23 protein-coding genes and 4 pseudogenes are annotated in these 25959 nt (G+C 51.7%); 8 read left to right on the top strand and 19 right to left on the bottom strand.

Features of this window, described 5'->3' with window-relative positions; all coding sequences use genetic code 11:
• Together ACUU1I_RS05425 and ACUU1I_RS05420 are read left to right on the top strand one after the other, a co-directional pair.
• On the top strand, positions 1-373 hold a 373-nt coding region (locus ACUU1I_RS05425; protein ID WP_449144812.1), incomplete at its 5' end, for an MFS transporter.
• A gap of 110 nt (positions 374-483) precedes the next feature.
• Complete coding sequence (locus tag ACUU1I_RS05420) at positions 484-1407, top strand: carboxylate/amino acid/amine transporter (RefSeq protein WP_000535957.1); 924 nt, start codon at positions 484-486, stop codon at positions 1405-1407.
• A gap of 3 nt (positions 1408-1410) precedes the next feature.
• On the opposite strand, the gene nlpA is transcribed toward ACUU1I_RS05420, so the two are convergent.
• Positions 1411-2229 carry a lipoprotein NlpA gene (nlpA, locus tag ACUU1I_RS05415; RefSeq protein ID WP_000779437.1) on the bottom strand — a complete coding sequence of 273 codons (819 nt, stop codon included), beginning with the start codon at positions 2227-2229 and terminating at the stop codon, positions 1411-1413.
• Positions 2230-2450: 221 nt separating this feature from the next.
• Here nlpA and yicS point away from each other — a divergent pair, with 221 nt between their 5' ends.
• Entirely contained in the window at positions 2451-2744 is a 294-nt protein-coding gene (gene yicS / locus ACUU1I_RS05410) for a protein YicS (RefSeq protein ID WP_000805509.1), read from the top strand.
• A 40-nt stretch (positions 2745-2784) separates the two neighbouring features.
• On the opposite strand, the gene nepI is transcribed toward yicS, so the two are convergent.
• The 3 genes from nepI to adeQ all read right to left on the bottom strand — a co-directional run bounded on the left by nepI (position 2785) and on the right by adeQ (position 6025).
• Entirely contained in the window at positions 2785-3975 is a 1191-nt protein-coding gene (gene nepI / locus ACUU1I_RS05405) for a purine ribonucleoside efflux pump NepI (RefSeq protein ID WP_001288549.1), read from the bottom strand.
• A gap of 210 nt (positions 3976-4185) precedes the next feature.
• Complete coding sequence (locus ACUU1I_RS05400; protein WP_005051995.1) at positions 4186-4638, bottom strand: DUF1198 domain-containing protein; 453 nt, start codon at positions 4636-4638, stop codon at positions 4186-4188.
• A 52-nt stretch (positions 4639-4690) separates the two neighbouring features.
• Complete coding sequence (adeQ, locus tag ACUU1I_RS05395) at positions 4691-6025, bottom strand: adenine permease AdeQ (RefSeq protein WP_024260662.1); 1335 nt, start codon at positions 6023-6025, stop codon at positions 4691-4693.
• A 174-nt stretch (positions 6026-6199) separates the two neighbouring features.
• Here adeQ and adeD point away from each other — a divergent pair, with 174 nt between their 5' ends.
• Positions 6200-7966, top strand: a complete 1767-nt coding sequence (adeD, locus tag ACUU1I_RS05390) for an adenine deaminase (protein ID WP_001065668.1) — start codon at positions 6200-6202, stop codon at positions 7964-7966.
• 45 nt (positions 7967-8011) lie between these two features.
• Here the strand turns inward: adeD and uhpT are convergent, their stop codons facing one another.
• The 7 genes from uhpT to ivbL form a co-directional block, all read right to left on the bottom strand.
• Entirely contained in the window at positions 8012-9403 is a 1392-nt protein-coding gene (uhpT, locus tag ACUU1I_RS05385) for a hexose-6-phosphate:phosphate antiporter (RefSeq protein ID WP_000879206.1), read from the bottom strand.
• A gap of 137 nt (positions 9404-9540) precedes the next feature.
• Positions 9541-10860, bottom strand: a complete 1320-nt coding sequence (gene uhpC / locus ACUU1I_RS05380; protein WP_005115989.1) for an MFS transporter family glucose-6-phosphate receptor UhpC — start codon at positions 10858-10860, stop codon at positions 9541-9543.
• A gap of 9 nt (positions 10861-10869) precedes the next feature.
• Entirely contained in the window at positions 10870-12372 is a 1503-nt protein-coding gene (uhpB, locus tag ACUU1I_RS05375; RefSeq protein ID WP_005052000.1) for a signal transduction histidine-protein kinase/phosphatase UhpB, read from the bottom strand.
• Entirely contained in the window at positions 12372-12962 is a 591-nt protein-coding gene (gene uhpA / locus ACUU1I_RS05370; RefSeq protein ID WP_000633668.1) for a transcriptional regulator UhpA, read from the bottom strand. The genes uhpB and uhpA overlap by 1 nt, the downstream gene beginning before the upstream one ends.
• Positions 12963-13036: 74 nt before the next feature.
• Complete coding sequence (gene ilvN, locus ACUU1I_RS05365) at positions 13037-13327, bottom strand: acetolactate synthase small subunit (RefSeq protein WP_001181713.1); 291 nt, start codon at positions 13325-13327, stop codon at positions 13037-13039.
• A 3-nt stretch (positions 13328-13330) separates the two neighbouring features.
• Positions 13331-15019, bottom strand: coding sequence for an acetolactate synthase large subunit (gene ilvB / locus ACUU1I_RS05360; protein WP_000168492.1), 1689 nt, complete (start codon positions 15017-15019; stop codon positions 13331-13333).
• A gap of 105 nt (positions 15020-15124) precedes the next feature.
• Entirely contained in the window at positions 15125-15223 is a 99-nt protein-coding gene (ivbL, locus tag ACUU1I_RS05355; RefSeq protein ID WP_001312198.1) for an ilvB operon leader peptide IvbL, read from the bottom strand.
• Between the two features lie 564 nt (positions 15224-15787).
• Here ivbL and tisB point away from each other — a divergent pair.
• Entirely contained in the window at positions 15788-15877 is a 90-nt protein-coding gene (gene tisB / locus ACUU1I_RS05350) for a type I toxin-antitoxin system toxin TisB (protein ID WP_000060506.1), read from the top strand.
• A gap of 123 nt (positions 15878-16000) precedes the next feature.
• Here tisB and ysdE read toward each other — a convergent pair whose 3' ends face one another.
• Positions 16001-16075, bottom strand: coding sequence for a protein YsdE (ysdE, locus tag ACUU1I_RS05345; protein ID WP_211180519.1), 75 nt, complete (start codon positions 16073-16075; stop codon positions 16001-16003).
• An 81-nt stretch (positions 16076-16156) separates the two neighbouring features.
• Between ysdE and emrD the strand changes: the two genes are divergently transcribed.
• A complete protein-coding gene (gene emrD / locus ACUU1I_RS05340) occupies positions 16157-17341 on the top strand; it encodes a multidrug efflux MFS transporter EmrD (RefSeq protein WP_005115977.1) in 1185 nt (394 codons plus the stop codon).
• Positions 17342-17348: 7 nt separating this feature from the next.
• On the opposite strand, the gene ACUU1I_RS05335 is transcribed toward emrD, so the two are convergent.
• From ACUU1I_RS05335 to ACUU1I_RS05325, 3 genes are read right to left on the bottom strand one after another with little or no spacing between them, the layout of a single operon-like run.
• Positions 17349-17846 carry a radical SAM protein gene (locus ACUU1I_RS05335; protein WP_000148041.1) on the bottom strand — a complete coding sequence of 166 codons (498 nt, stop codon included), beginning with the start codon at positions 17844-17846 and terminating at the stop codon, positions 17349-17351.
• On the bottom strand, positions 17843-18205 hold the full coding sequence (locus ACUU1I_RS05330) for a DUF202 domain-containing protein (protein WP_001113432.1): 363 nt from the start codon (positions 18203-18205) through the stop codon (positions 17843-17845). Before ACUU1I_RS05330 ends, ACUU1I_RS05335 begins: the two co-directional genes overlap by 4 nt.
• Positions 18195-18542 carry a YidH family protein gene (locus ACUU1I_RS05325; protein ID WP_000703968.1) on the bottom strand — a complete coding sequence of 116 codons (348 nt, stop codon included), beginning with the start codon at positions 18540-18542 and terminating at the stop codon, positions 18195-18197. The genes ACUU1I_RS05330 and ACUU1I_RS05325 overlap by 11 nt, the downstream gene beginning before the upstream one ends.
• Positions 18543-18650: 108 nt before the next feature.
• On the opposite strand from ACUU1I_RS05325, the gene yidI reads away from it, so the two are divergent.
• Positions 18651-19064, top strand: a complete 414-nt coding sequence (gene yidI / locus ACUU1I_RS05320; RefSeq protein WP_000511292.1) for a protein YidI — start codon at positions 18651-18653, stop codon at positions 19062-19064.
• 46 nt (positions 19065-19110) lie between these two features.
• On the opposite strand, the pseudogene ACUU1I_RS05315 reads toward yidI, so the two are convergent.
• A pseudogene (locus tag ACUU1I_RS05315) lies at positions 19111-20494 on the bottom strand (sulfatase-like hydrolase/transferase).
• 34 nt (positions 20495-20528) lie between these two features.
• Positions 20529-22244, bottom strand: a pseudogene (locus ACUU1I_RS05310) (solute:sodium symporter family transporter).
• 166 nt (positions 22245-22410) lie between these two features.
• Here ACUU1I_RS05310 and ACUU1I_RS05305 point away from each other — a divergent pair.
• The gene (locus ACUU1I_RS05305) at positions 22411-23304 is read left to right on the top strand and encodes a helix-turn-helix transcriptional regulator (protein WP_005071780.1); all 894 of its coding nucleotides are present in this window, start codon (positions 22411-22413) and stop codon (positions 23302-23304) included.
• Here the strand turns inward: ACUU1I_RS05305 and ACUU1I_RS05300 are convergent.
• Together ACUU1I_RS05300 and ACUU1I_RS05295 are read right to left on the bottom strand one after the other, a co-directional pair.
• Positions 23301-24115: pseudogene (locus ACUU1I_RS05300) on the bottom strand (family 4 glycosyl hydrolase). The gene ACUU1I_RS05305 and the pseudogene ACUU1I_RS05300 overlap by 4 nt on opposite strands.
• Positions 24115-25731 (bottom strand): annotated as a pseudogene (locus ACUU1I_RS05295) (PTS sugar transporter subunit IIB). Before ACUU1I_RS05295 ends, ACUU1I_RS05300 begins: the two co-directional pseudogenes overlap by 1 nt.
• Between the last annotated feature and the right edge of the window lie 228 nt (positions 25732-25959).

Genomic DNA, 25959 nt, shown 5'->3' with positions numbered 1-25959 from the left:
AATCGCAGGCTATTACATGAAACGTATTGGCAAGCGACTATTAATGCTCATTGCTATCGTGAGTGGTATGTGTTTTTACGCCAGCGTACTCATGGCGACGACTCCGGCGGTTGAGCTGGAATTGCAAATTCTAAATGCCATCTTCCTTGGTATTCTCTGTGGTATCGGCATGCTTTATTTTCAGGACTTGATGCCTGAAAAAATAGGCTCTGCGACAACGTTATATGCAAATACTTCACGCGTCGGCTGGATTATCGCCGGCTCTGTTGACGGAATTATGGTTGAAATCTGGAGCTACCATGCGTTGTTCTGGCTGGCGATAGGGATGTTGGGTATTGCGATGATTTGCCTGCTGTTTATTAAAGATATTTAGCTCACCAGTCTGGGCTAAGAAAAATCGGCGTGGCGCAAACAGAGCCATCCTCGCCATTTTTGCTATCATGCCTGCATACATAAACGACAAAACAGTATGCAGAGGGAAAAATGGGTTCCACCAGAAAGGGGATGCTGAACGTTCTGATTGCCGCCGTGTTGTGGGGAAGTTCAGGGGTCTGTGCGCAATACATCATGGAGCAAAGCCAGATGTCGTCGCAGTTTTTGACTATGACGCGTTTGATATTCGCCGGTTTGATTCTGCTGACGCTGTCATTTGTTCATGGCGATAAAATCTTTTCTATTATTAACAATCACAAAGATGCCATTAGTCTGCTGATTTTTTCCGTGGTTGGCGCGCTAACCGTACAGCTCACTTTTTTGCTAACCATCGAAAAATCGAACGCAGCCACGGCAACGGTGCTGCAATTCCTCTCACCGACGATTATCGTCGCCTGGTTCTCACTGGTACGTAAATCGCGCCCGGGCATTCTGGTTTTCTGCGCTATTTTGACATCGCTGGTCGGGACTTTTTTATTGGTGACACACGGTAATCCGACGTCATTATCGATCTCTCCTGCCGCGTTATTCTGGGGCATTGCCTCGGCATTTGCTGCTGCATTCTATACCACCTATCCCTCAACGCTGATTGCCCGCTATGGCACGTTGCCTGTCGTCGGCTGGAGTATGCTGATCGGCGGTCTGATTCTATTGCCTTTTTATGCCAGACAAGGGACAAACTTTGTCGTTAACGGCAGTTTGATTTTGGCGTTTTTTTATTTGATCGTCATTGGTACGTCCCTGACATTTAGTCTGTACCTGAAAGGAGCACAATTAATTGGCGGTCCAAAAGCCAGCATTTTGAGCTGTGCAGAACCATTAAGTAGCGCGCTACTCTCTTTGCTGTTGCTGGGGATCACGTTCACATTACCGGACTGGCTGGGAACGCTGCTGATTCTGTCATCGGTAATTTTGATTTCAATGGATTCCCGTCGCCGCGCCAGAAAAATAAATCGTCCGGCGCGGGATGAGTGAGAATTACCAGCCAGGCACCGCGCCACCGTTAAAGATGGTTTCTGCCGCTTTAGCGACTTCGGATGATTGATAAGATTGCAGAAATTCCTTCACGTTTTCTGCATTCTTATTATCTTCCCGTGCCACCAAAATATTCACATACGGCGAATTTTTATCTTCAATAAATACACTGTCGTGCACCGGAGAAAGCCCGGTCTGCTGAATGTAAGTGGTGCTGATAATCGCCACATCAACTTTGGGATCATCCAGTACGCGCGGGAGCTGCGCCCCCTCGAGTTCCATAATCTGCAAATGACGAGGATTATCGGTTATATCCAGCGCGGTAGGTAATAACCCTTTTCCCTCTTTCAGAGTAATTAGCTTCTCTTTTTGCAACAGTAAAAGCGCACGACCAAGGTTGGTCGGGTCGTTGGGGATCGCCACTGTCGCGCCTTCTTTTATTTGCGCCACGGTTTTGATTTTTTTGGAATAACCCGCCATGGGGAAGACAAACGTATTTCCCACCGCTACCAGTTTATAACCATGCGCCTGATTATCTTGTTCAAGAAAGGGTCGATGCTGGAAGACGTTCGCATCAAGTTCGCCATGATTTGTCGCATCGTTCGGTAGCAACGAACCGCTAAATCCTACCAGTTGAACATCGAGGCCATATTTCTCTTTTGCCACCTTTTTAGCGACTTCCGCGACATCTTGTTCTGCGCCATTTATAACGCCAACTTTAATGTGTTTTGCATCGCTGCTACTCTGGTCGCAACCTGCCAGCAGAATTCCGGCCAGCAATAATGCGGCCCCTGTCCGTAGATGATGTGTTGTCAGTTTCATTTTTTTATCCTTTTATTAATGATTACCTGACTATAGCGGTAAGGTCGCTGCGGTTTAAAAAACGAAACGCTATCGATAAGAATAAAAAGGAATAAAAGTGGAATATAAAGTCTGGCACTTCTTACTGACCACGCAAGCGCGTTTCGTACAGCATGATGAGAGCGATGAAAGCAAACTACACTTATGCTTCATTCGATACACATTTGTAAAAGGTTGAATCCATGAAACCAACGACACTACTGCTTATTTTCACTTTTTTCGCTATGCCAGGCATCGTATACGCCGAGTCGCCTTTTAGCTCACTGCAGTCCGCAAAAGAGAAAACCACGGTATTACAAGATTTACGTAAAATTTGCACGCCACAGGCGTCATTATCAGATGAAGCGTGGGAAAAGTTAATGTTGTCAGATGAAAACAATAAACAACATATACGCGAGGCCATCGTGGCGATGGAACGTAATAATCAGAGCAATTATTGGGAAGCGTTGGGTAAGGTAGAATGCCCGGATATGTAAGAACAGCAACAACTACTGACCAACGCTTCTTTACCTGATATCAGGATTTCTTCATTTTCACCTTTGCAGTAACCAACAATGCAGTCAGCAACATCAATGTGCCGGACAACATCAACGGCGAAGTCAGACCAATATTATCCAGCGCATAACCGCCGATTGCCGCGCCACAGGTATTAGCAAGCTGAATAACCGCCACCTGAATAGACCCGGCTTTTTCTGCCTGATCGGCCAGCGAGCGGGTGATCCACGTTGACCAGCCGACGGGAACCAATGCAAAAGTTAGCCCCCAGATAATCGCCACGCCGGTAGCAACGATTTTATCGCTTCCCCACAACGTCAGTACCAACGCACTCACAGCCAGTATTAACGGCGCGCCTGCTAAGGCCAGTTTTACCGAACGTTTAAGAATGAACGACGAAAGCGACGTACCAATAAAGCTGGCGATACCAAAACTCAACAGCACCAGCGTTAAGCCATCCACGCCGAATCCCGCCAGGTTCATATACACCGGGCGAATATACGTGAAGAAAGCAAACTGCCCGGCGAAAGACATGAAGATGGCGATCATCCCTGCCATCACACCCGGACGTTGTAATAAGCGGAAAGTATTTTGTTTCTGATGCGAGGGTTCGCCTGGCAGTGAAGGCAATGATTTGATAATCCAGAAAATACACAGCACGCCCATCACCGCCGCCGCATTAAAGACATTGCGCCAACCGATAAGCTCGCCTAAAAAACTGCCCAACGGCGCGGCAATCACCAGCGCAATAGAAACCGCGCCGAAGATCACCGACAGCGCCTTCGGCACCGTACGCGGCGGTACCAGACGCATGGTCAGCGACGCCGACATCGCCCAGAACCCGCCCAGCGCCAGCCCCAGACAGGCACGACCGATTAAAAGCAAACTGAATGAGTTAGCAAAGGAAACCAGCAAGCAGGAGAGCGTCAGCAAAACGGCAAACAAAATAACAACGTAGCGGCGGTCAGTGGCCTGAATTGTCTGGGTAATAAACAAACTGGCAAACATTGCCACAAAGGCGGTCACGGTCACCGATTGCCCGGCAACCCCTTCCGAAATGCCTAAATCCTGGGCCATTGGCGTCAACAAACTGACGGGCAAAAACTCAACGATAATCAGACAGGCGACACAAAACGCCACCGAGAAAACGGCTGACCAGTTCGGTCGGGTGATGGCATCCGCGCCGCGGTTTTCGGCAATAAATTCACTCATGGTGTTACCCGTGGCATGTTTCAGGGGAAAAGCCGACCACTTTAACATTGAAATGTGTGACGCATTTAACGTTTTTGCAACTTTTACGGTGTTGCTTGAGCTGGAGTTAAGATCGAAACGGAACAGGGCAAAGATTACCGGATGCGGCGTGAACGTCTTATCCACCCGACAGGTCAGGCGCGGTCTGTAGGCTGATAAGACGAAACGGTTTCAATGCAACCAGTGAACGCCCTCGGCAGGCTGAAAGAACGCGTTATAGCGCATCTGAAAAGCATTAATATCCTGCATTTCAGGTTCGGTTTCACGCAGAAAACCCAGCGCCAGCCTGACCTGAGCATCGGTAATCGGCGCGGAAAGGCGGGCTTTTTGTAAAATCCGGTGCCATTGCAGCAGGTTCTGTTCGCTATCATCGACAATGACAATTTGCCAGATAAGCAACACCTGCGCGGCGTTTTGCAGGTGCGACTCATCCGGGCGATGCAAATAACGTAAAAATTCGTCACCGGCTGACTTTCCCATTTGATCGACCATCGACTCCACGGGTACGACATCGATATTCAGCCGATCGCTGAGACGGCGAATCGCTTTTCTGGCCCCGGATGTCAGCACCCGAAAACCAACCACAAACACTACCGCCAGCGTGGCGAGCATTATCCAGATCATGAGTTCTCCTGCGTAATCAGAACTCATGATATCTGGAAACCCTCGCCAGTTACTAATCCACCAGAATAATCTTCAATGCGAACAGAGCTGCGACCACCACCACACACAGGTTCAGATCGCGCCAGCGCCCGGTGCACACTTTCATGATGCAGTACGACATAAAGCCGAGTGCAATCCCTTCGGTGATCGAGAAAGTAAAGGGCATCATCACCGTGGTAATAAACGCAGGCACCGATTCGGTAAAATCATCCCAGTTAACGCGCGCCAGGCTCGAAGTCATCAGCACGCCAACAAAGATTAACGCTCCAGCGGTTGCGTAAGGAGGAACCATCGCCACCAGCGGTGAGAAGAACATAACTAACAGGAACATAACGCCGACCACGACAGCCGTTAGCCCCGTGCGACCACCGACTGCCACACCAGAAGTACTTTCAATATAGGCAGTAACAGACGAGGTACCGATAAATGCGCCTGCCACCGAACTGACGCTATCAACATACAGCGCCTTATTCATATTGGGGAATTTACCGTTGCTATCTATTAAGCCCGCTTTATCAGTTACACCAATTAATGTTCCTGATGAATCAAATAGGTTGATCAGCATAAAGGAGAAAATGATACCGGCGAGTTCAAGTGTTAACGCGCCGCTCAAATCTACTTCACCAATGACGCCGCTAATATCAGGCGGAATGGAATAGACGCCGCTAAAATGAACATCACCGAAAAATAATCCACAGCAAGACGTCACCACAATAGAAACCAGCACCGCGGCATGAAAATGACGTGATGACAACACGGTTATAATAAAAAACCCTAAAATACCTAACAACACGCCGTGAGAACTTAAATCGCCAATCATCACCAGCGTGTCTTTATTGGCGACAATAACACCAGTGTTTTTTAATCCCATTAAGGCAATAAATAATCCGATTCCACTGGTGATACCAATACGTAAACTTAATGGAATGTTGGAGATCATCCAGTACCGGATACGAAACAGCGTGAGCAAAAATAGCCCAATTGCGCCCCAGAATATCGCGCCCATCCCGGTCTGCCAGGAGATCCCCATCGCCCCCACGACCACGAACGCAAAGAAGGCGTTCAGCCCCATTGCCGGAGCCAGCACCACGGGTAAGTTAGCAAATATCCCCATCGCAATACTGCCGATACCGGCAATCAAACAGGTGGTAACAAACACCACTTTCGGGTCCATTTGTGCCGCGCCGAGGATTTGCGGGTTCACAAAAACAATGTACACCATGGTTAAAAAAGTGGTCATCCCCGCAATCAATTCTGTGCGGACGGTGGTCCCATGCTGAGGTAGTTTAAATAATCGCGAAAGCGTCCCTGATTCATTACTCACGTAATCGGTATTGTCATTATTCATTTTTTTGTCCATTGGAGGAGATTTAATCCCTTGCTTTTGTAAAACAAATGACAACAACGGTTCAGTGATAATTATCACATTTCAATTGCACATTAATAGATATTCTTTAATAATCTCGCGACGTTTCTTTATGATAAATAATAATCAAATTGATAAAATCAAAATGAGAAAAATATGAATAATTCTATTAACCATAAATTTCATCACATTAGCCGGGCTGAATACCAGGAATTGTTAGCCGTTTCCCGTGGCGACGCTGTTGCCGATTATATTATTGATAATGTCTCTATTCTCGACCTGATCAATGCCGGAGAAATTTCCGGCCCAATTGTGATTAAAGGACGTTACATTGCCGGTGTTGGCGCAGAATACGCTGATACTCCGGCTTTGCAGCGGATTGATGCTCGCGGCGCAACGGCGGTGCCAGGGTTTATTGATGCTCACCTGCATATTGAATCCAGCATGATGACGCCGGTCACTTTTGAAACCGCTACCCTGCCGCGCGGCCTGACGACCGTTATTTGCGACCCTCATGAAATCGTCAACGTGATGGGAGAAGCCGGATTCGCCTGGTTTGCCCGCTGTGCCGAACAGGCAAGGCAAAACCAGTACTTACAGGTCAGCTCTTGCGTGCCCGCTCTGGAAGGCTGCGATGTTAACGGTGCCAGTTTTACCCTTGAACAGATGCTCGCCTGGCGGGACCATCCGCAGGTTACCGGCCTTGCAGAAATGATGGACTACCCTGCCGTAATTAACGGGCAGAATGCGCTGCTCGATAAACTCGATGCATTTCGCTACCTGACGCTGGACGGTCACTGTCCGGGTTTGGGTGGCAAAGAACTTAACGCCTATATTGCTGCGGGTATTGAAAACTGCCACGAAAGTTATCAGCTGGAAGAAGGACGCCGGAAATTACAACTCGGCATGTCGTTGATGATCCGCGAAGGGTCCGCTGCCCGCAATCTCAACGCACTGGCACCGTTGATCAACGAATTTAACAGCCCGCAATGCATGCTCTGTACCGATGACCGTAACCCGTGGGAGATCGCCCATGAAGGGCATATCGATGCCTTAATTCGCCGCCTGATCGAACAACACAATGTGCCGCTGCATGTGGCATATCGCGTCGCCAGCTGGTCGACGGCGCGCCACTTTGGTCTGAATCACCTCGGCTTACTGGCACCCGGCAAGCAGGCCGATATCGTCCTGTTGAGCGATGCGCGTAAGGTCACGGTGCAGCAGGTACTGGTGAAAGGCGAACCGATTGATGCGCAAACCTTACAGGCGGAAGAGTCGGCGAGACTGGCGCTGTCTGCCCCGCCATATGGCAATACCATTGCCCGCCAGCCAGTTTCCGCCAGCGACTTTGCCCTGCAATTCACGCCCGGAAAACGCTATCGGGTCATTGACGTCATCCATAACGAATTGATTACGCACTCCCGCTCCAGCGTCTACAGCGAAAATGGTTTTGATCGCGATGATGTGTGCTTTATTGCCGTACTTGAGCGTTACGGGCAACGGCTGGCTCCGGCCTGTGGTTTGCTCGGCGGCTTTGGCCTGAATGAAGGCGCGCTGGCTGCGACAGTCAGCCATGACAGCCATAATATTGTGGTGATCGGTCGCAGTGCCGAAGAGATGGCGCTGGCGGTCAATCAGGTGATTCAGGATGGCGGCGGGCTGTGCGTGGTACGTAACGGCCAAGTACAAAGTCATCTGCCGTTACCCATTGCCGGGCTGATGAGCACCGACACGGCGCAGTCGCTGGCGGAACAAATTGACGCCTTGAAAGCCGCCGCCCGTGAATGCGGTCCGTTACCCGATGAGCCGTTTATTCAGATGGCGTTTCTTTCTCTGCCAGTGATCCCCGCGCTAAAACTAACCAGTCAGGGGCTATTTGATGGCGAGAAGTTTGCCTTCACTACGCTGGAAGTCACGGAATAATAAAAAAAGCCCGGCGTCATGCCGGGCAAAAGTCACCAGTTACGTTTATGCCACTGTCAACTGCTGAATTTTTTTCTCGCGGCGGATTTTGCGTTCTTCCATTACCGCCACTATCGCCATCAGGCAGATACAACCAATCGCGGCGATATCCAGCGCGGCGAAGGTGCCTGCCCAGCCGGTAAGGCCGAATACCGGCGTCCCATCGGCAATCATTCCCAGACCTAACTTGGCAAAGCTGTCACCAATCAGGTAAGCAAAGGTGCCTTTAATACCATCGGCAGCGCCAATCGCTTTTTTAGGTACAAAGCCAACAGCAGCCACACCAATCAACAATTGCGGGCCAAAGACCAGGAAACCCAACGCAAAGAGAGAAGCCAGATAGATATATTCGTTACTGGCATGTTGATACACACCGAGCGTGGCGATAATCAGCGCCAGCGCGATGCAGGCCACCAGGCCACGGCGACCGTTCGCCAGGTCAGAGAGCCAGCCCCACAGCAGCGTACCGACCAGCGCACCAGCTTCAAACAGCGTAAAGCCCTGAATCGCCACCGCTTTAGAGAGTTTCAGTTCCTGGAACGCGTATACGGTTGACCACTGGTCGATACCAATACGTACCACATAGAGGAAAATGTTGGCGAAGCACAGCAGCCAGATCACTTTGTTTTTCAGCACATACTCAACAAAGATCTGCCACTTGGTCATATCGGTAGATTCTGTCTCTTTGTCCTCTTCGCTGACCTCCTCGCCGAACAGTTCTTCAGCTTTGCCGAGGCCATAAGATTCCGGGGAGTCGCTACCGTAACGCAGGCCGATAAAACCGACAATCAGCGCGATAATCGACGGGAAGATAAACATGCCGATGACATGGCCATCGAACAGGTAATTTGCCCCGAACAGCGCCACACCTGCTGCGCCTGCACCGCCAAGGTTGTGAGAAATATTCCAGAAACCGAGGAATGTCCCGCGTTTACGACGCGGCGTCCATTTGGTGATGGTGGAGTAACTGCACGAACCGCCGGTACTCTGGAAAAAGCCGCTTAAGGCGTAGAAGGCAATCATCAGGAACAGGCTAACCGAGCCGCTGCCCATACTGGCACTGAAGCCCAGCATACAAATGGCAGAGAGGATAAGCATGAACGGCAGGAATTGTTTGGTGTTTTTGCCGTCGGCGTAGTATGAAACCAACGTTTTACCCACGCCATAAGTGATGGAGAAACCCAGGCCGATCATCCCCAGCTGCGTCATGCTCAACCCGTAGGTCGAAATCATATCGTTCTGCGCGATGTTAAAGTTCTTGCGAATCAGGTACATCGTCAGGTAGCCGATAAAGACCACCAGGTAGGATTGCATGAACGGTTTGAACCACATTTTGCGCCGCACTTCGAGCGGAAGGTCCAGGGTCGGCTTGCGAACCTGGTTTAGGAAAGCCAGCATGGGTTACTCCTGAAATGAATACCTGCGTGAGGCATGCATTGTAAAAATCAGCAGCAAATCAGGCCTGAGATAGCGTCCAAGAAAAACCTGGAAAATTTCTTAGTTTTGCCGGATATGAAGTGAAAAGGTGAGATGCATCACGCTTCACGCGGTGTCTGGGCGTTCAAAAAGGGCAGTAACAGCAGTGCGGAAATCCCGGCGGCGATAGCGATAACCACAAAAAATCCGCTCCAGTGCCAGGTATCGAGCACTTTCGCCAGCGGCCAACCAGCAAGCGACGCCCCCAGATAAGCAAACAAGCCGACAAACCCCGTCGCCGCCCCTGCCGCCTCTTTGTGGGAACACTCTGCCGCCGCCATACCAATTAACATCTGCGGGCCAAAGACAAAAAAACCAATGGTGAAGAAGCAGGTTGCCTGCATCACGTAGCTGGCAAATGGCATCAGCCACAGCGAGCCGACTGAAAGCAAAATTCCGGCGGCGAAAATCAAATTCATCGGCCCACGGTTGCCGTTAAACAATTTGTCCGAGCCCCAACCGGCTACCAGCGCACCGATAAATCCGCCCAGTTCAAACATCGTCACTGCCGTATTCGCCGTGACCAGATCGACGCCCAGCGTCTCGGACATATACAAATTGCCCCAGTCGTTGATCGCCGCCCGGACCACATAGACCAGCACATAGCAAAACGAAAGCAGCCAGATATACGGATTCAGCAACACATATTTGGTGAGGATCTCTTTACGCGTCAACCCTGCCCCTTCTTGTTGTTGAGCAATTTCCAGCGCGTCGTGCCGCCATTCACCGACCGCCGGTAAACCTAACGCCTGCGGGCGATCGCGTAGCCGCCAGCAGAGAAAAATCCCCACGACTATCGCCATACAACCAGCAATCATCATCCCGGCACGCCAGCCGTAATGCAGCGCGCTCGCTGCCATCACAATGGGAATGAGTGCGCCGCCGACGTTATGCGCCGTGTTCCATAATGCCCACCAACCGCCGCGCTCGGTACGTGAATACCAGGCCGTTAACAGACGCGCACACACCGGTGAACCCCAGCCCTGGAAAAAGGCGTTCAGCACCCAGAGCACGGCAAACGCCCATAGCGACGTCGAGAAGCCAAACAGAATGTTCATGATGCCCGTGGCGATAAGCCCTATCCCCATAAAATAACGGGCATTTGAGCGATCGCTGACAATGCCGGAGACAAACTTCGACACGCCGTAAGTAATGTAAAACAGGGTCGCTAACAGGCCGATATCGCTACGGCTGAGCACGCCGTTAGCAAGGATTTCTGGTACCGCGGCGTTAAAACTTTTCCGCGTGAAGTAAAACAGCGCGTAACCCAGCCAGATGGTCAGCAGAATATGCCGACGCCAGTAGCGATAACGGGCATCAATTTCATGTTTATCAGTCATTAATGGCGCATCGGCAGGCGCTTTCAGAAACGGCAACATCATCGAACCTTAGACATAACGTTGAGGTAGAGAAACGCTGACACGCGTGCCGTGCAGACAGGAAATGTGTAATGTGCCGCCCAGCGCCGTTACGCGCTCGCGCATTCCGGTGAGGCCAAAACCTTGTTGCCCGGAACCCGGCGGCAAACCGCTGCCATCGTCTTCAATCACCAGCATCAACCGTTCATCCTGCTGCCAGCCTTGCAGCGTAACCGCGCTGGCATCGGCATGTTTCACAATGTTGTTCAGCCCTTCCTGGCAGACACGAAACAGCGTCACGCGCTGGTTTTCGCTTAATGCTGATTCATCGATACGCCATTCGAGATGGCTGACAATGCCGCGCCCTTCCAGCTCCATTTCCCGCATCAGTGAGCGGATGGCCTGCTCCAGGGTGAGATCATCCAGCTGGCGCGGACGTAACCGTCCTAACAAACGGCGCACCGCGTCGTAAACGCCCAGCGACAGTTGTTCGATGAGCTGCCCGCTCTGCTTCACACTGGCGTTATCTGCCGCCAGCCGCTGAACAATGCCCGCCTGAGTACGAATAGCAGTGATGGTCTGACCGATATCGTCGTGCAGCTCACGCGCCACGTCGCGGCGCACGCTCTCTTCGGTTTCTAACAAACGTTCAGCCAGATGCTGATTGCGCGCCAGTTCCTTTTGTAGCGACTGGTTAAGTTCACGCAACCGCTGGATGCCTGCGCCCAGTAACAACCCTGTCAGACTTTGCACCAGCAACGAGAGTAATAAATCCACCAGATGATCGCGCCAGGTTTGACTGGCGATCAGCGCGATGGCGTTCATCAACGTCGCAATCAGCGCTCCTTGCCAGCCATAGTGCCAGGCCAGCGCGATAATCGGCAGCGCCAGACAGAATGGCGTAAAGCGCGACAGTTCGTCCGGCAATCCCAACTGGAGCCAGAGACTGATAACAAACAGCAGCAAGTACCAGACCAGATGCCGCCCGCGCCAGTTGATGGGCTGAGAAACCAGTGACGGGCCGAGCGGCAGCCAGGTGTTATTGGCGAGATAGTGCCAGAACACCAGACATATCGGGGCCAGCGTCAGACCGCCAGTTAAAGTCAGCAACAGCGCATTCCACGACTCTTTGCCGTGCCAAAGCCAGGGCAGCGACTGCAACAACGCCGCCGCCGTTAACGCCGCACCCTGTAACAGCAAGGTGCGCCAGTCACGCTGATGGCGATAGCGCGAGATCAGCGCTACGGGCAGTAACGTCAGTAAACTACCGATCATCAATAACGGAAAATGGGTTAAACCGACCGCCTGCGTTAGCCAGTAAATCAGCAGCCACTCCGCACCCAGCAATACGGGCCAGTATCCGCGCGGGCATTGCAGCATTAGCCCCAGACGCAGACCAAACGGAAATAACAGCACCGCCATATCAGGGCGCTCAACCAGATGCAGGCTGATACTCCATAGGCAAAACCATGCGGCAGAGAAGATAAAAAAGCAGGCAATAACGGTAATTAAGCGGGAGAACAACGTCTTCATCACCAGCCATCAAACATGCGGCGCGCCAGCTCTACGTCGTTACTGACGCCCAGTTTTTCCATCAGATTGGCGCGATGGACGTGTACCGTTTTCGGTGACAAGCCCAGTTCGGCGGCAATCTCTTTCACCGCCATTCCTTGCGCCAGTTTTTCCGCCACCTGGCGTTCACGTTTGGTCAGCGGGTCCTGACGACCGGATGCCAGTTTAATGGCAATATCCGGCGTCAGATAACAGCCGCCCGTGGCAACCGTATGCACCGCAGCAATGAGTTCATCCGGGCTACAGCGTTTGGAAAGAAAGCCGCGTGCCCCCGCGTTAAGCGCCTGCTCAACCAGCGCAGGACTGTCGTGAACGGAGAGCATAATCGTCGCCATACCTTTCGGCAGCTGGCTTAGCAGCTCCAGACCGGAGATATCGGGCATGGAGATATCGCAAATACACACCTGCACACCGCGCCCCGGCAGCCCCGCCAGCGCCTCGCGCCCCGAACCAAACTCGGCAACTACCTGCAAATCAGGTTCCAGCCCCAGCAGCTGCGCAAAGCCGGAGCGGACGATGAGGTGATCGTCTATAAGGGCAACGGTGATCATGGTCTTGTCCTGGCGGGTAAAAAAAAACGCGCTTACCTTAACGATAAGCGCGATGTTGTTCAAGCCTTGAGCGGTTACTGAAAAAACACCGCGATCTTGTTAAACATCGTCGGATCGGACTGATTACGCTGCACTTTCACGACATCTTCCAGCTTATCGATTTGGCTTATCATCTGCTCCAGACGCTGGTCGTCATTGACCAGTAGCCAGATATGGCTTTTGTCGCTGTCCTGAATCGGCAGACAAAGAATGCCTTCAACGTTAAAAGCGCGGCGGGCAAAAAGGCCACAAACGTGGGTCATTACGCCCGGATGGTTGCGAACGGTGAGCTCCAGAATTACGTTGTTATGAGTTGTGTTTTGCATGGCTTATTCCCCCACCATTTCAGTATTCGCCGCACCTGGCGGCACCATCGGGTAAACTTTTTCTTCGGCATCAATGCGCACATGGATCAGCGCCGGGCCAGGGCGATTGATTATTTCCTGCAATGCAGCCTGCGGATCGGCTTCGTTATTCAAATCACAGGTTTCGAGGCCGAATCCGGCGGCAATCTGCATAAAGTTGATTTTGCCCGGATAGGTGGCGGCAAAAACGCCTTGCTCGTAGAACAGACTCTGTTGCTGATGCACCAGCCCCAGCGCTTCGTTGTTCATCAGAATGATTTTGACATCCAGCTGATTTTCACTGGCGGTCGCCATCTCCTGAATATTCATCATCAGGCTGCCGTCGCCGGAGAAACACAACACTTTGCGATCCGGGTTCGCCAGCGCCGCGCCAATCGCCGCAGGCAGGCCAAAACCCATCGTGCCCAGCCCACCGGAGGTCAGCCACTGGCGTGGGCGATTGAGCGGATAAGCTTGCGCGGTCCACATCTGATGCTGACCCACATCGGTGGTGATAATCGCATTGTCATCGACACAGGCGGCAACGGCGTTGATCAGGCCGTAATGGCTTAATGGATCGCACGCTTTCGGGATTGGACACGGGAATTCGCGCTGCAAATCCGCTACCAACTGGTGCCACTCTGCACGCAGTTGCGCTTCCACCTGCGGGATCAATTGCGCCAGCACGTCATCAACATCCGCCTGAATCGCCACATGCGGCTGCTTGATTTTACCCAGCTCTGCGCGATCGATATCGACATGAATAATTTTGGCATTCGGACAGAACTGCTCGGTTTTGCCAATCGCCCGGTCATCAAAACGCGCACCGAGCACAATCAACAAATCCGCCTCTTGCAAAATATAGTTGGTACTGCGCACGCCGTGCATCCCCAGCATACCCAGCGACAACGGATGCGCTTTTGGCAGCATGCCCAGCGCCATTAAAGTCATGGTGGTAGGCAGTTGCGCTTTCTCCGCCAGTTCACGCACCCGCGCAGGCGCATTGATCACACCACCACCCAGATAAAGCACCGGGCGTTTGGCAGCGTTAATCATTGTAGCTGCGTCACGAATGCTTTCTTCGCTAAAGGAGGGTGCAGCGGCTTTTTCTGCCACCGCGGGCTGAGCTTCAATCTCAAAAACCGCCGTTTGTACATCCTTAGGAATGTCTATCCACACCGGGCTAGGGCGGCCTGATTGCGCAATGCGGAAGGCATCGCTCATGACCTGTGGGAGCTCTTCGATATGTCTGACCAGATAGTTGTGTTTGGTGATGGGGATAGAGATGCCGTAGGTGTCCACTTCCTGGAAGGCGTCGGTGCCGATCATCGAGGCGGGAACCTGACCAGTGATGCAAATCAGCGGGATGGAGTCCAGCCGCGCATCAGCAATGGCGGTCACCAGGTTAGTCGCACCCGGCCCGCTACAGGCCATACAGACCGCCGGTTTACCGTCGGTGCGCGCCATTCCCTGAGCGATAAACCCCGCGCCCTGTTCATGGCGAGCCAGAATATGGCGGATTTGCGTGCTTTGGCTTAAGGCGTCGTAAACAGGCAGGATAGAACCGCCCGGAATGCCCGTCACAATCTTAATGCCCTGCTGTTCCAGGAAATGAACGATAAATTCTGCGCCGGTAAAGCGCTTACGCGTCGATGTTGTGCCCGAACTTGCCATGCTCCAGTCCTTTTCTTCTGGGCCGACTTTCCGGGAGGTGCTTAAACGAAAAACCCCGCCCGGTTTGCGCCGGCGGGGTTTTGGAATCGTGTGTTGTTCCAGTCCCTACGGCGCATTGCCGACGACCACCACCACACGCACGACGACCACTGCGGCGGATGGCGCAGTTGGTAGTAGTTTTGCGTTGAACATGGAAGTAGTCATTGGGGACCTTGTTGGTTTTGTGTTTAACAATATTTATACAAGCACAGCTTTACAGGGGAGACAATGGAAAATTTTTCAGCAAGGGAAAATTGAGGGGTTGATCACGTTTTGTACTGAATTGCAGATAACAAAAAACCCCGCCGGAGCGAGGTTTCGTCAGCCGCCTGCGGCTGGTAACCGCAAAGCACACTGTATTATGTCAACACTGAAAGTATACGTGTTCCGCGCAGAACGCGCAATTTCGGCACGAATTTTGACGTATTTAGTGCATAGTTGAGTATCGTTCACAGTTTGCGTTTTGTCCAAATATTACTGTTTATTTATACAGTAAACTTCTATAATATCACTGTTCGCAATGTGTTATGCGGGGGCCGCATCGTTACCCGGCGCACTAAGTCCTGGCTGAAACGGGTGGTGCCGTCAGCGCCTTAACCCCGCGTGAGCACACTGTGTTATGTCAACAAGCACAACGTTTCTCCTTGAGATACCGCGTGCACAACAGCTGGCAACAGGCAGCGGAAAGGTACGTCAGCTGGCAGTGCTCCTGAACCACAGGAGACGCGTATGAGCCTGGTGGATATCGCCATTCTTATCCTCAAACTCATTGTTGCAGCACTGCAACTGCTTGATGCTGTTCTGAAATACCTGAAGTAATTCAGATTCAAGTCGCACCAAAGGGGAGCGGGTAACCGCTCCCCTTTTATATTTAGCGTGCGGGTTGGAGTCGGATGCGATGCTGACGCATCTTATCCGCCCTACCATCCCTCCCGGCAACATTTATTGCCGCTTTTGTTTACATATTCTGCCGCTAAACAATTCCCCATTCCTGGCGTATATCTGGCTAACATTCATCAATGTGATAGATTCCTCTCCCGCATTTATGGGAATGCGTAGTGACTTATTCTAATTATTTTTATAAAAGCATCCGTGATAATGAAAAGGCAAAGAAACGTCAATTTGTTATTGATGTTGGTATTACTCGTGGCCGTCGGTCAGATGGCGCAAACCATTTATATTCCAGCTATTGCCGATATGGCGCGCGATCTCAACGTCCGTGAAGGGGCGGTGCAGAGCGTAATGGGCGCTTATCTGCTGACTTACGGTGTCTCACAGCTGTTTTATGGCCCGATATCCGACCGTGTCGGTCGCCGACCAGTGATCCTCGTCGGAATGTCCATTTTTATGCTGGCAACGCTGGTCGCGGTCACGACCTCCAGTTTGACGGTATTGATTGCCGCCAGCGCGATGCAGGGGATGGGCACCGGCGTTGGCGGCGTAATGGCGCGTACTTTGCCGCGTGATTTATATAAACGGACACAGTTGCGCCATGCTAACAGCCTGTTAAACATGGGGATTCTCGTCAGTCCGTTGCTCGCACCGCTAATCGGCGGTCTGCTGGATACGATGTGGAACTGGCGCGCCTGTTATCTCTTTTTGTTGGTTCTTTGTGCTGGTGTGACCTTCAGTATGGCCCGCTGGATGCCGGAAACGCGTCCGGTCGATGCACCGCGCACGCGCCTGCTTACCAGTTATAAAACGCTTTTCGGTAACAGCGGTTTTAACTGTTATTTGCTGATGCTGATTGGCGGTCTGGCCGGGATTGCTGCCTTTGAAGCCTGCTCCGGCGTGCTGATGGGCGCGGTGTTAGGGCTGAGCAGTATGACGGTCAGTATTTTGTTTATTCTGCCGATTCCGGCGGCATTTTTTGGGGCATGGTTTGCCGGGCGTCCTAATAAACGCTTCTCAACGTTGATGTGGCAGTCGGTTATCTGCTGCCTGCTGGCTGGCTTGCTGATGTGGATCCCCGACTGGTTTGGCGTGATGAATGTCTGGACGCTGCTCGTTCCCGCCGCGCTGTTCTTTTTCGGTGCCGGGATGCTGTTTCCGCTGGCGACCAGCGGCGCGATGGAGCCGTTCCCCTTCCTGGCGGGCACGGCTGGTGCGCTGGTCGGCGGTCTGCAAAACATTGGTTCCGGCGTGCTGGCGTCGCTCTCTGCGATGTTGCCGCAAACCGGTCAGGGCAGCCTGGGGTTGTTGATGACCTTAATGGGATTGTTGATCGTGCTGTGCTGGCTGCCGCTGGCGACGCGGATGTCGCATCAGGGGCAGCCCGTTTAAGCGCACGTCACCGCAGCATCGTCATCAGCTCCATGGGAGAACGATGCTGCTTTATCAGATCACGCATCACCCGCATATGCGGTGCGGAGTAAGAATAAAACGCCTGATAGCCCGCACAAAGCACGCTGTCTGGCGTCTCCTGCCGAGCGTGCGGGCACAGGCGATGCCAGTCGCACGCCTGGCAGTCACGGCGCGGTTGCGGGTTTTCGCTGCCACACCATTTTTGTAAGGTGGCGTCAAAAAGCTCAATCGAGATACGACTGATATCTGCCCGCACCCAACACTCAAACAGGGCAATTAAAAATTTCCCCCACAGCTCTGCTGTCACCGAAGCGGCCGTCAGATCGCCCCGGTCATCAAATTCAAGATGGGGAATGAGCTGTACGGAGCGGATGCCCCGCTGTTTGAAATTGTGATAAAAATCGGCAGGTTGCAGAGCATCCTTGTACTCTACAACCAGCTTATGCCTGTCCTCTTCAGCATCAATGACCTGACTTCCTGTCATGCGACTCTCTCAATAAATACGATAAGTTGATGTATATGCGTTACAGCAAACAGTATTGCGAGAGATAACACCGCGAGGGAGATCAAAAATTTGTCACGGACTACGTGAAATTGGGAAAAATCGCTATTCGTGACATCCATTAAATTGCGATTACGGGTGTAGTGCCAGAGGATCAGCGCCACGATGGCGAGGATGCCAATCGAAATCCAGAATAACATGCCCGCCTGGTGCCAGTTGTGTTTGATAGCCAACGCCATCAACGCGCCGTAGCCCAGCATGGTACGAAACCACGCCAGTGATGTGCGCTCCGGCTGCAGCCCTGGGTCGGCAATGCGTCTGGCTTTACGGCTATCCGGCATACAACACCAGTCCCATAACGATCACCGCCACAACCATCAATATTAAGCTGATGATTAATAAGCTGTTGGTGTAGGGCAGGTCCTCTTTCAGACGCATCGCTTTTTCATTGCGTAACCAGCGCAGGTAGCCATACATTGCTAACCCGCCGGAAAACAGACACAACAACAACGCCAGCAGTTCACGAATGACGGGCGTGGCGAAATCTGGCGCAAGTTGATCAAGCCCAACCCCCGCCGCCAGAAATCCTAGTGCGGTACGGATCCACGTCAGAAAAGTACGCTCATTAGCCAGCGAGAAGCGGTAATCGGGCGCTTCTCCAAGGCGGGAAATTTTCATTGTTGCTCCTTTGCAATTTCACTAACGCTCTATCTTTAGCGGTTTTTTTTAAGAATTTCGTCCGCCCGTTTCCTGATATGCTTTTGCCATCCGCTACAAGGAGGTCAGATGGGTATCATAGCGCAAAATAAAATCAGTTCATTGGGCATGCTGTTCGGTGCCATCGCTTTAATGATGGGGATTATCCACTTTTCATTCGGCCCTTTTTCCGCACCACCGCCAACGCTTGAAAGCATCGTGGCGGACAAAACGGCTGAAATTAAAAGAGGTCTTCTCGCCGGAATAAAAGGCGAAAAAATTACCACTGTGGAGAAAAAAGAGGACATGGATATCGATAAAATCCTCGATCAAAGCGGTATCGCACTGGCCATTGCTGCGCTACTTTGCGCATTTATTGGCGGTATGCGTAAGGAAAATCGCTGGGGCATTCGCGGCGCGCTGGTTTTTGGTATCGGCATCGTGTGCAGCATTTTGCTGATATTCCTGATTTTTTCCTTCCTGACCGGCGGTTCGCTGGTTTAAGCAGCCTGAATAATGCCCGCCGGGTGATCATCAGCGGGCATTATCGTCAGAATTTCTGTTTTTTCTCCTCCACCTTCACTCCTTGCGTCGGTAGGCCGGTGTCATAGTCGCGTACCACTGGCGAATAGCCATCTTGTGGGCGTGGGCGAAACGCCCCCATCCAGCGCGGTCGTGCATCTTTACGCCACGGACGCAGACTCCATTGGTAACTGCGGAACGGATCGCGAATTTTGTCCATGTAATCCAATAAGGCGTCATGCATTTTGCTGCGAACGTCTGCAAAACGGATATCATCGATCAGGTTATGCATTTCATTTGGGTCATTACGGCGATCGTAAAGTTCATCACTGGTGAAGAGGTTGAGCACCAGTTTAAAGTCATCCGTCACCCAGCAACGCACCGGAATAAAACCGCCAAAGCTGTCATGCTCAATCTCGTAGCGGTTAAATTCCACCATCACGCCGCGTGGCTCTTTCACGGCAAGGATATTTTCCCCCGGCAGAATCTCTGGTTTTTCAATATCTGCCAGCGCCATCATTGTCGGCAGTAAATCAATATGACTGACTGGCGTATCGACCTGTCGCCGCTCCTTTACTGATCAGCTTATGTGCGCCCATCATTTCACCGTGATCGGAGGTATAAATGACCCACGTATTTTCACGTTGCTCTGGCGTTAAGGCATTGATGACACGTCCGATTTGGTCATCAACAAAGTCATTGCAGGCAAAATAGAGCGGATGGTGATAAAGCCCGTCATCACCGACTGGCGATGGCATCGCCTGCGCCCATAAGCGGTGATGTTCCGGTTTGTTCGCCAGGTCATCCTGTGATTTCTCGCCAAGTTCGTAGTAAAAATCAGCGTATTTCTCTAAATACTCCACCGGACAGGTGAACGGGTGATTCGGCTCATCATACGAAACCACCATCAGGAAGGGTTCCTCGGCGCGCACGGGCTGTTGCAGAAAATCTACCGCTCGATTGCTGATGCGGTGCGCCCAGGTGAAGGTTTCGTCAATATGGTTCGCCTGTAAATCTTCGACGCTGTTTAGGCCATTGCGCCACAGGCTGATCTCTTTTTCCGTCAGTTCGCTAAGATAGTTCGCCCCATCAAACCAGTAATCAGCATCCCACTCCGGCGGACACTCGCCAGTGCCGAAATAGTCATGACCGTCGAGATGCCATTTGCCGATGTAACAGGTGTGATAGCCGGCATCCTTAAAGTAGCGCCCCATAGTGGAGATGTTTTTGCCTGGCGCGACGTTGTTGGTCCACGGGCCGGACTGGTTAGCGTAGATACCGGTGAATAGTCCGGCGCGTGCAGGCGTACAAACCGGTGAACAAGTGTAGGCGGAATTAAAGCGAATACCTTCCGCCGCCAGACTATCAATATTTTGCGTATTCAGCGGTTTACCGCTATAGCAACCGACCATATTGGTGGCCTGGGTATCGGTCAATTGGGGCGTTTCATAGGCTATCCTTCGCGTCGGGAGTAAAGGTTACGGCTGGGTCGTGACGATGCCGCCAGCTGTCAAAAATCAGGTAGACAATCACTACGGCAGCGATGAAATAACTGATCATCGCTAACCAGCGCGTACCGTAGCCGCCGAATTCAGCCAGCCCGACATAGACGCCAATCATCGCGAACAGGATACCAATTGACGCGATCTTGACGTTTTTCCACGGTTTCATGTCCACCGCAAACGCATCTTTGAAGGTGAACGGCGTGGCGCGCGGTTTGATAAAACCGATCACCAGCATCACGACCACGTTGATGCAGAACGTACAGGCCAGCACATAGAGGAAATGGAAGTCGAACTTCACCAGATAGTTGATGGTGATGTAGCTGATTATGCCAATCCCCATCGCCACTTTTGCCGCCAGCGCCGGGATGCGCGGGAAGAAAAAGCCCATAATGATGATGGTAACCAGCGGCACGTTGTAAATGCCGTTGAGCTGTTTCATCCAGCTATACAGCCCCTGCGGCGCGTTGGCGATCCACGGCGCTACCAAAACCGAAACGATAGCGATAAAGAAACCAAATTTGCGCCCGACGGTGACCAGCTGCTGCGGCTCGGCATTCTGGTTAATGATGCGACGGTAAATACCCATACTGAATAATGTACTGGCGCTATTCAGAAAGCCGTTGAAGGTACTGATCACCGCACCAAATAACACCGCGCCGAAGAAACCCACCAGTGGCACTGGCAGAACGTTATTGACCAGCGTCGGGTAGGCCATGTCGGCTTTCGGTAGATCCTGATACAGATGAAACGCAATCAACCCTGGCAGCACCAGTACCAGCGGGTCGAGCATTTTCAGCACCGCCGTTAACAGCGCCCCCTTTTGCCCTTCCGCCAGGCTTTTTGACGCCAGCGTGCGTTGCACGATGCCCTGATTTGTACACCAGTAAAAGGTGTTCACCAGAATTAAACCGGTAAATGCCGCGCCAATCGGCAAGGGATCGGTCGGGCCACCGACTGAGTTTAATTTCTCGGCGTGAACGGTGGTAATTTGCTCAATGCCCTGCATAAAGCTGCCCTTGCCCATCGCGATCAGGCCAAATACCGGCACCATCAACCCGCCGATAACCAGCCCAATACCGTTGATGGAGTCCGCCACTGCCATTGCGCGCAGTCCGCCGATCACCGCATACAAAATTCCCGCCAGACCAAGCAAAATTACCAGTAGCCAGATAGCCGCACCGTGAGAAATCTGTAGCGATTCCCCGACGTGAAACAGGCTGTTGAGCGCCAACGCGCCGGAGTAGAGAACAATCGGCAGAAAGCAGACGCCGGTGGCAATGAGGAAGCAGAAGTCGATGATAATACGCGTCGTTTTATCATAACGTTCCTCCAGAAAATCGGGGATGGTGGCAATGCCGCGCTTCAGATAGCGCGGTAAAAAGATTAGCGCGAGGAAGATCAGCGTCACCGCTGAAGTCACTTCCCAGCCCATCACCGACATGCCGCTTTTGTAGGCCTGCCCGGAAAGACCAACCAGTTGTTCCGTGGAAAGGTTGGTTAACATTAACGAAGCGGCAATAACCGGCGCTTTTAGTGAACGTCCGGCAAGAAAATAGCCTTGTTGCGATCCGGTATCTGTTTTGCGAACCTTCCACTAGGTGATCACCGCCACCAGCAGCGTAAAACCGACAAAACTCAAGATTTGTAACGAATTCATCTCATAGCCCTTATTTATGTTTATGTCCCGGACGCATGAATATAGGGAGAGGTAAAATGTGTCGGGTCAGGCAGTCAGATTCTTAAAATACAAACGTCGTATCCCTGAACGGATTGTTTTCTGTTAAGTTCAGGTTGTGAGCATAATTCGCCGGAGGGATATTAAAATGAATGGAAAATTGCAAAGTTCAGATGTAAAAAACGAAACTCCGTACAATATTCCCTTATTGATTAACGAAAATGTGATCTCCAGCGGAATTTCTCTGATCTCGCTCTGGCATACCTACGCCGACGAGCATTACCGGGTGATCTGGCCGCGGGACAAGAAGAAACCGCTTATCGCCAACTCATGGGTTGCGGTGTATACCGTACAAGGATGTGGGAAAATTCTTTTAAAGAATGGCGAACAAATAACTCTGCATGGCAACTGTATTATATTTTTAAAGCCAATGGATATTCACTCTTATCACTGTGAAGGTTTAGTCTTGGAACAGTACTGGATGGAATTTACCCCCACCAGTATGATGGATATTCCCGTTGGTCAGCAAAGCGTTATTTATAATGGCGAAATTTATAATCAGGAACTCACCGAAGTTGCTGAGTTAATAACTTCACCAGAAGCAATAAAAAATAATCTGGCAGTCGCTTTTCTGACGAAAATTATTTATCAGTGGATTTGTCTTATGTCTGCAGATGGTAAAAAAGATCCACAACGGCGGCAAATTGAAAAATTAATTGCCACTTTACATGCCAGTCTGCAACAACGCTGGAGCGTAGCTGATATGGCTGCCACGATCCCCTGTAGCGAAGCCTGGTTGCGTCGTCTGTTTTTACGCTATACCGGCAAGACGCCGAAAGAATATTACCTCGATGCGCGTCTGGATCTGGCGCTATCGCTATTAAAGCAACAAGGAAACTCGGTTGGCGAAGTCGCTGATACGCTCAACTTCTTCGACTCCTTTCATTTCAGCAAAGCCTTTAAACATAAATTTGGTTATGCGCCGTCAGCCGTGCTAAAGAATACGGACCAGCACCCAACGGATGCCAGTCCACACAATTAACGTAACTCTGGCCAGTACGCTTTGTTGGCCTCCAGCAACTCATCCAGAATAGCTTTGGCGACCGAGGCGCTCGGTACCGTTTTCGACAACGTAATCGCCTGCCACAGGTGCTGATATGAACGCTGTTCCCAGGCGTCCACGACCAGTTTTTCCACCGCCACTTGCTGACTCATTAACCCTTTCTGAAACTGCGGGATATCGCCGACCACCAGTGGTTCAGGCCGTAGTAGCGCACGCGCATCTGTTTGCGATCTTGCAGCCCAACAATTTGCGCCATCCGGCTTTCAATACCGATTGGCATGTCACAGATGTTGAGGATTTTCGCATTCGGGCGCAGACGACGCGTGGCTTCTGCGACAATTGCTGCCGGGTTGGAGTAGTTGAGCATCTAGGCGTTTGGTGAATATTTTTCCATATAATCCACCAGTTCCAGGACGCCGCCAATGGAACGCATGCCGTACGCTATTCCGCCGGGTCCGCAAGTTTCCTGACCAACAACACCGTGGCGCCGTGGGATTTTTTCATCCAGTTCGCGCATCGGGTACTTGCCGACGCGGATGTGCGCCATAACAAAATCAACGTCGCTGAACGCCACTTCAGGATCGGTGGTGTAACTAAACGCAATGTCCGGCGCTTTTTCTTTAAGGATGACTTTACAGGCTTCGGCAATCACTTCCTGCCGCGCGCCATCGTTATCATAAAATTTCAGTGCACGAAGCGGGAAACGGTCCTGATTCGCCAGGAGCATCAACACGATGCCTGGCGTAAAGGTGCTTCCACCGCCTGCGACAACCACTGAGAATTTGGTCATTATACTGCCTCCGTAATGGCAACATTTTCTGCTGATTGATGAGAATTAATTAAGCTATCGAGCTGTTCACGCAATTGGGATACATGCAGACCAATGATCACCTGAATGGCATCGCCACTACGGAAGACGCCGTGCGCTCCCAGCTTTTTAAAGACTTCGTCATCCAGCGTTTGTGACATGTCATGCAGTGCAATACGTAGACGCGTCGCGCAATTGTTAATGCTGGAGATATTGCCGACCCCGCCCAGGGCTTGCAGGATACCGGCAGCCTGATCCAGCTCTTTTTTTGGCTCTGCAGCGGTGGTTTAGCCTCGCGAGGCTTTGTATTCGGCTTTTGAGTAGAGTTTCACTTCCGCATCTTCACGTCCCGGCGTGCACATGTTGAACTGCAGAATCAGGGGGCGGAAAACCACGAAGTACAGCAGGGTAAAGCACAACCCAATGGCGATTTGGGTCAGCATCATATCCGCGTGGTTGCTGAACATCGGGATCCAGTTTTGCGGTAAAACCTGGTCAATCAGACCTCCGCCCATGTTGCCCACCACACCAAAGAGATACATTACGGTCGACATTGAGGCCGCCAGCACGGCGTGTACCGCAAACAGCAACGGTGAAATGAACAGGAAGGTAAATTCCAGCGGTTCGGTAATTCCCACCAGCATGGCGGTTAAGGTTGCGGGAATCAGCAAGCCCGCCACTTTTACCCGATTTTCCGGTGCGGCAGTGAAGTACATCGCTAAAGAAATGCCCACGGCACCAAAGATTTTTGAGTTACCGTGCAGGGCAAAACCGCCTTCCGGGAACAACGATTTCAGCGGCTCGGCGCTCAGACTGAACTCTTGCAGATGCTGCGCCCAGTACATCTGAATGCCGCCTTCAACAGCTGCCGGACCAAAGATAAACGGTCCGTAGATGAAGTGGTGTAAACCGGTTGGGATCAGAATACGTTCGAGGAAGGTGTAAACCCACACCCCAAGCGCACCCGCCGAACGCAGGAACGCTTGCAGAGATTCAATCCCCATTTGTACTTTTGGCCAGCCGAGCAATGTCAGCCAGGCACAGGGGATCATCACCAGGAAGGCGATAATCACCACATAAGACGTCCCCTGGAAAATGCCGAGAAAAACCGGCAGTTTTTTATCGAACAGACGGTTATGCAGCGCCGTCACAATGCCGGAAATGATAATTGCGCCGATAATGCTGGTATCGAGGGTTTTAATCCCGGCCATCATTGTCAGACCGCTACCTGCCACCGCGTCCTGAGTGAAATCGACGCCGAAGTAGCTTCCCCAGGTCATTCCCATCGCATTGATGAAATAGTTCCAGGTCAGGAAACTCACCATCACCGCCAGACAAGCACGTCCCTGCGCTTGCTTAGCAAGGCCAATGGGTAAACCGACAGCAAAAATCAGCGGCATATTACGGAATACCGTCCAACCGCCCTCTTCAATAATGTGTACGATTTGCGCGAATAAACTGTTCGGATCGGTCAGTGATTCCCCGACAAACATCGGGTTTTGCAGCAAGATGGCAAGACCCACCACAATCCCGGCGAAGGGAAACAGCAGCACTGGCGTGAACATCGCGCCGCCAAAGCGTTGAATTTGACTGAGCATTTCCACATCCTCTTTTCTCAATTCTGTAAGTAGGAAGCCTGATTGGTTATGCGGCAGACCTGGAGCGAGGATAGGAAGATGCGATCGGCAGAACATGACGACCCAATGGGATTCGTGATCGCTTTCATGCTTTTCGTTGGGCGGTAGAGATCTACGTTTTCGCGAAAAAGTAGACATCTGTGAGCACAGGTACACAGCATCGAACACATCTTTAAAAAAAAGATTTTT

It is taken from the genome of Shigella sp. SIG3, from assembly GCF_053555855.1.
The sequence above is the reverse complement of the archived record's forward strand: the minus strand, read 5'-3'. Positions and strand labels throughout refer to the sequence as shown.